Origin of the sequence: Pantoea sp. Seng, assembly GCF_009829935.1 — a bacterium.
GTDB lineage: Bacteria > Pseudomonadota > Gammaproteobacteria > Enterobacterales > Enterobacteriaceae > Pantoea > Pantoea communis.
In genome coordinates this window covers 280243-288250 of the sequence record NZ_SZZV01000006.1, presented here as the reverse complement: position 1 = coordinate 288250, position 8008 = coordinate 280243, and the positions used below count along the sequence as shown (strand labels likewise).

The 8008-nt window shown below is 53.2% G+C and carries 7 protein-coding genes and 1 pseudogene; 3 read left to right on the top strand and 5 right to left on the bottom strand.

Annotated elements, in window-relative coordinates; genetic code table 11:
• The 5 genes and pseudogenes from FD737_RS08695 to FD737_RS08675 all read right to left on the bottom strand — a co-directional run.
• A pseudogene (locus tag FD737_RS08695) lies at window positions 1-248 on the bottom strand (undecaprenyl-diphosphatase); the annotation flags it as partial.
• A 20-nt stretch (window positions 249-268) separates the two neighbouring features.
• Entirely contained in the window at window positions 269-1609 is a 1341-nt protein-coding gene (locus FD737_RS08690) for an ATP-binding protein (protein WP_160833287.1), read from the bottom strand.
• Complete coding sequence (locus tag FD737_RS08685; protein ID WP_160833286.1) at window positions 1585-2253, bottom strand: response regulator transcription factor; 669 nt, start codon at window positions 2251-2253, stop codon at window positions 1585-1587. Before FD737_RS08685 ends, FD737_RS08690 begins: the two co-directional genes overlap by 25 nt.
• The gene (locus tag FD737_RS08680; RefSeq protein ID WP_160833285.1) at window positions 2250-2876 is read right to left on the bottom strand and encodes a VTT domain-containing protein; all 627 of its coding nucleotides are present in this window, start codon (window positions 2874-2876) and stop codon (window positions 2250-2252) included. Before FD737_RS08680 ends, FD737_RS08685 begins: the two co-directional genes overlap by 4 nt.
• A 19-nt stretch (window positions 2877-2895) precedes the next feature.
• On the bottom strand, window positions 2896-3666 hold the full coding sequence (locus tag FD737_RS08675; protein ID WP_160833284.1) for a hypothetical protein: 771 nt from the start codon (window positions 3664-3666) through the stop codon (window positions 2896-2898).
• A gap of 331 nt (window positions 3667-3997) precedes the next feature.
• Here FD737_RS08675 and FD737_RS08670 point away from each other — a divergent pair, with 331 nt between their 5' ends.
• The 3 genes from FD737_RS08670 to FD737_RS08660 all read left to right on the top strand — a co-directional run bounded on the left by FD737_RS08670 (window position 3998) and on the right by FD737_RS08660 (window position 7992).
• A complete protein-coding gene (locus FD737_RS08670; protein ID WP_160833283.1) occupies window positions 3998-5086 on the top strand; it encodes an ABC transporter substrate-binding protein in 1089 nt (362 codons plus the stop codon).
• A 73-nt stretch (window positions 5087-5159) separates the two neighbouring features.
• The gene (locus tag FD737_RS08665; RefSeq protein ID WP_160833282.1) at window positions 5160-6929 is read left to right on the top strand and encodes an iron ABC transporter permease; all 1770 of its coding nucleotides are present in this window, start codon (window positions 5160-5162) and stop codon (window positions 6927-6929) included.
• Entirely contained in the window at window positions 6922-7992 is a 1071-nt protein-coding gene (locus FD737_RS08660; protein ID WP_160833281.1) for an ABC transporter ATP-binding protein, read from the top strand. Before FD737_RS08665 ends, FD737_RS08660 begins: the two co-directional genes overlap by 8 nt.
• The last annotated feature ends 16 nt before the right edge of the window (window positions 7993-8008 follow it).

Here is an 8008-nt window from a genome sequence, read left to right as displayed (position 1 = left end):
AAATCCCCGATGATGACGTTGATACTTAAGGCTATCAGTGACGTCAATAAAGCGGACAACGCCACCTGTTGATGATTGCGGTTGAAACTAAACCAATAAATCAGTAACGCCAGCGGGTAGATGAATATCAGCCACGACGCGCAGGCATTGCCAAAACTCAGCATTGCCGTTGATGCATGTGCCGGCGCATTCAACAGCAGAAAAACCGTATCGTTAATATTTTCCGCGTTCTCAGATGTCAGAAACATCGCTATCTCCTTGTAATCAATTAAGCCAGTGGCAGGGAAACACTTACCTTTAAACCTGACGGGAAGCGTGAGGCGGTAGCGAGTACCACCTCGCCCTGCATACGAACCAGCATGGCGTGGACAATCGACAAACCTAAGCCTGAGCCGTTGGCGTCATTGCCTTCCATGCGATAAAAAGCGTCAAACACTCGCGTGTGTTTATCAGCGGGAATACCGGGGCCGGAATCTTCGACGGTGATCAACACCTGGCCATGATGCTTTTCGATAGCCATATCGATGCATCCGCCCTCCGGCGTGTATTGAATGGCGTTGTGCAACAGGTTACGCAGCACGGTATAGAGATCAGAGGGGCGAACCCTCACCACCGCATCACTGATGCTGAGCACCCCCAGATCCTGGGCTTTGTGCTCCGCTAACGGGTGCAGATCGGAAATCACCTGTTTCACCACCGCGAACACTTGTGTGCGCTCGACCGGTGGCAGTACTACCGCTTCCCCACTCTGGGCGCGGCTTAAAGTCAGCAGTTGCTCCACCAGCCAGCTGGCACGCTCCATACCGGCACGCAGATCGCGCAGCCGATGCTGGCTCTCTGGCGGCAGTTCGCTGCTTGCCAGCCGCTCGGATTGCAGCATCAGCGCGGTTAAAGGGGATCGCAGTTCGTGAGCGGCATCGGCGACAAAGCGTCGCTGCAACGTGATAGCGTCAGAAGAGCGTTGCAGCAGGCGATTGATCGCCGTGATAAAGGGCTGGATTTCACGGGGAATGGTTGCGCCATTCAGCGACATCGCGGCACTGTCGCGCTGCTGATCGACCTCCGCCGCCAGTTGACGAATCGGGCGGAAAATCTTCTTAACCAGGTCAGCAATCAGATACAGCAGAACTGGAAAAAGAATGCCAAACGGTACTAAGGTGCGAAGCGCGGATGAGAGCGCGACGCTTTCCTGTACCGAAGCACGCTGTGCCACCGCCACGCGCACACCACCTGCCATATTTTCTATCAGCACGCGGTAGCTTTGTTTATTCACTTTCAGGGTATGAAAGCCTGCATCCAGTTGCGCGGGCAGTGGAAAATCAGCGGCTGGCGCAGCAGCAGGCATGATGAAGTGCACCACAATGCGCGAGGCTTCTTCATCCTGGAGCGGTGGGCTAATGAAGCTGCTGTTACCGGGCGTAAGCATGCCGTCTTTGGCAAGACTGGCAATCTGTTGCAGCGACGAATCCTGCAACTCATGTGCTTCATCCCAGGCAGAGATAAAGCCCAGCACCCCGCTGAGAAAGGCGATGCTGCCAACGGCGACACACAGCACCAGCGACAACCGCAACTGCACTGATTCACTCAGGCGTCTTTTGAGACTTTCCATCCCACGCCCCGCACGTTCTGAATCGCATCGCTACCGAGCTTTTTACGCAGCGAGTGAATGAAATACTCAATCGCGTTGCTCTCTACTTCCTCACCCCAGCCGTAGATTTTGCTTTCTAACTCGCTGCGCGAAAAAATCTGACCGGGCTGGGCGAGCAGCGCCTGCAACAGCGCGTACTCGCGAGCCGACAGCATGTGGGTTTCGTCACGTTGCAAATGGCACACCTGGCGGGTCGCAGGGTTCAGCGTAAACCGACCATTGCTCATCAATGGCGCGGCATTGCCTGCTTTGCGCCGCATCACCGCACGCGCACGCGCCAGCAGTTCACTCATGGCAAAGGGCTTGAGCACATAATCGTCGGCACCCGCGTCCAGGCCATTCAGACGATCTTCCAGTGCATCGCGGGCAGTTACGATCAGTAGCGGCACCTGGTTACCCTGCAGACGTAATTGTTTCAGCACTTCCACACCATCACGACGCGGCAAGCCCAAATCGAGCAGCACCAAATCGTAGCTGTGTGTAGCCAGACTTAGCAGGGCCTGTTCGCCATCACGCACCCAATCGGTGGCATAGGCGGCATCCTTTAGCGCCGCATACACCGCATCCCCGATCATGCGATCATCTTCCACCAGCAGCACTCTCATGACTCTTCCTGCTGAGCAGGACGTATTACCGCGGTCAGAACCGGCAGCAGTGAAACGCCAATAATGCCGAGCGCCAGCCACTCGCGGTGATCGCGCACCCAGGCCAGATCGCCAAGGAAATAACCGAGCGCGATGAAACTGCCACACCACGCCAGACCACCGGCGAAGTTCCACAGCAAGAATGTCGAACGGGGCATGGATGAGAGGCCGGCAATAAACGGCGCGAGCGTCCGCACAATCGGCACGAAGCGACCGATAAACACGGTGGCGGCGCCATATTTGCGAAAGAAGGCTTCCGTCTTTTCCCTATGCTGAACGTTCAGCCACTGACGCCGTAAAATAAAACGCCCCACCGCCCCTTTACCAATATGGTAATTAAGCGTATCACCGATAAACGCTGCGGCGGTTAACAGGGCGATCACCAGTAGGGGTGAAAGAGAGGTGGCCGGTAAAAAGGCGCCTACCGTGAACAACAACGAATCACCCGGCAGAAACGGCACGATGATTAAGCCGGTTTCACATAAGATAATCACCGCGACAATGGCTACCACATATAAAGGGTCGGCATTCACCAACGCAATCATGTGGCTGCCAGAAAGAAAATCCATCAGATGCTGAAGCATAATTTCATTCCTGGTCGGGTTAGAGTTTGGATATCTGGCGCGAAGAGTGGCCGTAGAGCGTTGATGCGCCGATTAATATCGCCATTGCCAGCAGGAAAATAATATTGACCGGCGTGGTGCCGTAACCCAATCCGCCCTCTTTAATCGGTTGAGAGAACAGATCGGCGAGAGAGGCTCCTAAGGGGCGCGTCAGCACATAAACCGTCCAGAAACAGGTCACGCTGCTGAGTTTGCCGATGCGCCATAGCACCGCAGTCGCCGCAATCAGCACTACAAATAACAGAGTGGTGGTCAGGTAACCGAGCGATAATCTTTCCGCTAACGCATCACCCAGCGCGGTACCAAACGCGAAGGTGATCATGATTGCGAGCCAGTAATAGATTTCACGACCTTTGGTATTGATCGATGAGAATTCCAGCGTGCCTTCGGTGCGATGCCAGAACATCAACACCATCACCAGTCCCGATCCAAACATCGCCACAGAATAGAGCAGCGGAACCTGCATTTGATCGGTCAAATAGTCAGTGAGTAAGGTCCCGGTAATGCTCACCATTAATACAGTCAGCCAATAAAGCCATGGGATATAACGGGGTGCGCGCAGCTGAAATAGCAATACAAACAAGAACAGCAATGCAGAAATAACCGATGTGTTGGTCAGGCCGAATCCTAACCCAAAGTTAATCCAGTCCGCGCCGGTTTCACCTACCGTCGTTGACATCATTTTTAGCACCCAAAACAACAAGGTGGCTTGCGGTACTTTCGCTTTTAATTCTGAAAAGGTGTCAGTCATGATTGGTGTCCCCGTCAACATATTGCGCTCATGATGACCGGGTAAACTTAAATCTCCCTTAAAAGGAAAAAATAGTTTCTCCGCTTGTGATTATCTTTTTCTGAAAACTGAATAAATGAATCTATTTCTTAATGTTCAATTAAGGATTCCATGAACGTATCCCTGCAAAAATGGTTTATTAGTCCAATATTCAGTGTGAAATAATTTATCGAAGAAATGAATAATTTAACTAAGGTCACAAAAGCTGTAAAAACTTTACGCGGTGGATTGCATCGGGGTCGCAATGGGTTACTGTTAAATTCTTGTAACAAATGTAACCAAAAGGATCTGTATGAAAACCTCTCTGCGTTTTTTAACAACCTCTGTACTGGCAGGACTCTCCTTCTCTGCGCTTGCGGCTGTACCTGCTGGTTATCCCGCTGAGTATCAGAAAGTCATTGATGCAGCGACAAAAGAGGGCAAAGTGGTGGTGTATTCAACCACTGACACCAAAGCGGCGGGTCCGTTGATCAAAGGCTTTGAGTCACTGTATCCGGGCATCAAAGTTGAATATAACGACATGAACAGCACCGAACTCTATAACCGTTACATCAGTGAGCAGGCCTCGGGTAGCGGCAGCGGTGATGTGGTTTGGAGTTCATCTATGGACACCGCGCTGAAGCTGGCCACAGAATATGCGGCGGAATATGCTTCGCCTGAGCAAAGCAAAATACCAAAATGGGCAGTGTGGCAAAATAAAGCCTACGGCACGACCTACGAACCGGTGGTGTTTATTTACAACAATAAACTCATCCCAAAAGACACCGCGCCTGACTCTCACACCGCACTGGCTAAAATGATTGCAGCCGATCCGGCTAAATTCAAAAATAAAGTGACCACTTACGATATTGAAAAATCAGGATTAGGTTTCATGCTGACGGTTCAGGACAGCAAAGTGGATCCGCATTACAAAGAAAATCTGGCGGGGATGGCGAAAGGCGGTCTGACGGTACAATCTTCGACTGGCACGATGATGGAGCGTGTCTCTTCAGGCGAGAATTTTATTGGCTTTAATATTCTCGGTTCTTATGCCGAAGCCCGAGCGAAGAACGATCCGGCATTGGGCATCGCTTACCCGAAAGATTATATCCTGGTATTGTCTCGCGTTTCGTTTATCACCGAAGAGGGTGAGCATGAGAACGCCGCTAAATTGTGGCTGGATTATGTATTGTCAGAAAAGGGACAGAGTATCCTGGCAAATCAGGCGGACATCCCTTCCCTGCGCAATGATATTGAAGGCAAAAACGATATTGACGGTATGACCAAAATGCTGGGCGATGCTCTGAAGCCGATTCCGGTGGATGAATCGCTGCTGGAATATCTGGAACCGGCAAAACGCCTGGAATTTATTAAACAGTGGCGTACCGCCGCCGGGAAATAATGCTCCCCACGTTATGCGCCCGTCGCGGCGCATAACATCTCCTTTCGCCTCCGGTGTTTGATAGGGTTGGCATATGAGCAGGTTACTGAAAAAGTGGCTGAGTTTGCCACGTGCATTGATTGTTCTGATCACGGCATTGGTTATTTACGTACCGCTGATGTTTATTGTGGTGCAGAGTTTTCTCTCCGCGCCGTTCTTTGCCAAAAAGAAAGAGCTGACGCTCGGTTCCTTTGGATTTATTTTCTCCGATCCTGATTTTTATAAGGCGCTGGAGTCGGGCTTTATTCTGGCGTTTGGTCTGGTGATCATTGCTATTCCGCTCGGCGGTATTCTGGCCTTCCTGATGGTCAGAACCAACCTGCCAGGACGCCGCCTGATTGAGCCATTGATTCTGGTGCCGATCTTTGTCTCACCGATGGTATTGGCCTTTGGCTATGTGGTTGCCGCCGGGCCGGTGGGATTCTTGTCTCAATGGGCGAATCAACTGTTTGGCGTGGTGCCGTGGAATATCTATTCGATGACCAGCATCGTGGTGATCGCCGGACTCACTCACGTGCCGCACGCCTATCTCTATATCTCATCAGCACTGCGCAGCGTCAGCTCCGATGTGGAAGAAGCCGCGCGCACTGTCGGCGCTTCACCGTTACAGGTGATGACTTCGGTCAGCCTGCCGATGGTGCGCCCTTCGATTCTGTATGCCTGTGTGCTGCTATTCTTCCTGGGGTTAGAGGTGTTCGGCCTGATGCTGGTACTGGGCGATCCGGAAGGCAACATGGTGCTTGCCACCTATCTGTACAAATTGACTAACAAGCTCGGCACCCCTTCGTACCATCTGATGGCCGCCGTGGCGGTGGTGCTGATCTGCTTCACCGTGCCGCTGGTGATGCTGCAACGCTGGCTGATGCGCACCGCCAACCGTTTTGTCACCATGAAAGGCAAAGCATCACAAGCGCGCGCCCTACCGCTGGGCAAATGGCGCTGGATCGCCGGTGCGGTGGTGTTGGCCTGGCTGACCATCACCATCGGCGTGCCGCTTTTGGGTGTGGTAATGCGGGCGTTTATCTCGCACTGGGGCGTCGGCGTCTCACTGTGGGATGAAATATCCTTCGCGACCTTCCGCAGTATCTGGGATCAACCCAATCTGTTACGTGCCATCGTCAACTCGATGCTGATTGGGGTGATCGGCGGCGCGGTGGCGGTAATCTGTTACCTGTTTGTCGGCATCGCCATGCATCGCAAGCAGGATCAGGTTACGCGTTTCCTTGATTACAGCGTGCTGGTGCCGCGCGCCGTGCCGGGGCTATTAGCCGGTCTGGCGTTTCTCTGGGTGTTCCTGTTCATTCCAATGTGGCTCGATCAGTCACTGAAAAATGGCTGGCTCTCCAGCCTGCCGGTTGCCGATTGGCTGCGCGAAAACTTCGTCGTTTGGCTGCGTTCCCTGCGTCAAACCATCTTTAGCGTCTGGCTGGCTTACACCGTGGTGTGGATGGCTTATGGCTTGCGCCTGATCTCCTCAACGCTGTTGCAGGTCGGCCCGGAGCTGGAAGAAGCCGCACGCAGCGTGGGTGCCACCCCGGGACAAACCACGCGTCACGTGACCGTACCGCTGTCACGCCATGGCCTGATTGGCTCGTGGTTGCTGATGTTCCTGATTTTTGAGCGCGAATACTCAACGGGCGTGTATCTGCTGTCACCCGGCACCGAAACCATCGGTTCAATGCTGGTCTCTCTGTGGTCAGCGGGCGCCATTGATATCGTCGCTGCGCTCTCCCTGATAAATATCGTGCTGGTGGTGGTTGGCCTCGGCATCGCTTTACGCTTTGGAGTGAAATTACATGATTGAATTATCGGTTGATAACTTGCATCTGATGTACGGCGATAATCCTGTATTGAAAGGCGTATCGATGCAGTTGAAAAAAGGCGAAGTGGTTTCACTACTGGGCCCATCGGGAAGCGGCAAAACCACCCTGCTGCGCGCCGTGGCCGGCCTGGAAAAACCGTCTCAGGGGCGAATCAATATCGGCAAGAATGTGGTGTTTGATGGCACGCCGAAAAGTGAAATCCCAGCTGAAGAGCGCAATCTCGGCCTGGTTTTTCAGTCCTACGCGCTGTGGCCGCACAAAACCGTATTTGAGAACGTGGCCTACCCGCTCAAGTTGCGCAAAGTGGCCACAGCAGAGATTAATCAACGTGTTCAGGCGGTGTTGGATCAACTGGGGCTCGGGCATCTTGGCAAACGCCACCCGCATCAGCTTTCCGGCGGTCAGCAGCAGCGCGTGGCGATTGGCCGTGCGCTGGTCTACAACCCGCCGGTGATTCTGCTGGATGAACCGCTCTCTAACCTCGATGCTAAGCTACGTGAAGAGGCGCGCGTGTTCTTGCGTGAGCTGATTATTCGTCTCGGACTGTCTGCCTTAATGGTGACGCATGACCAGAACGAAGCCATGGCGATCTCTGACCGTATTCTGTTGCTGAATAACGGCGTGATTGAACAGCAAGGCACACCGCAAGAGATGTACAGCCAGCCTTCAACGCTGTTTGCCGCTGAGTTTATGGGTAGCAATAACCGTCTGCACGGCAAAATCACCCACGTTGAAGGCGGCCGGGCGCGCATTGCCGGGGCAAAATGGGCGCTGTGGGGTAAACCGAGTGGCGATGTGCGGGTTGGACAGGATGGGACAGCGGTGATTCGCGTCGAACGCATGAATATCGCTGACACCGCGGATGACAACGCACTTGAACTGCCCTTGCTCACCAGTATGTATTTAGGCGATCGCTGGGAATATCTGTTCCGTACCGAGGGGGATGATTTCGCATTGAGGGTGTATGGCAAGGAATTCCGCGGAAATCAGCGCTTCCGCATCTCGTTGCCCAAAGAGGATCTGTGGATTTTCGCTAAAGATTGATTGCTAGCAGCAGGGT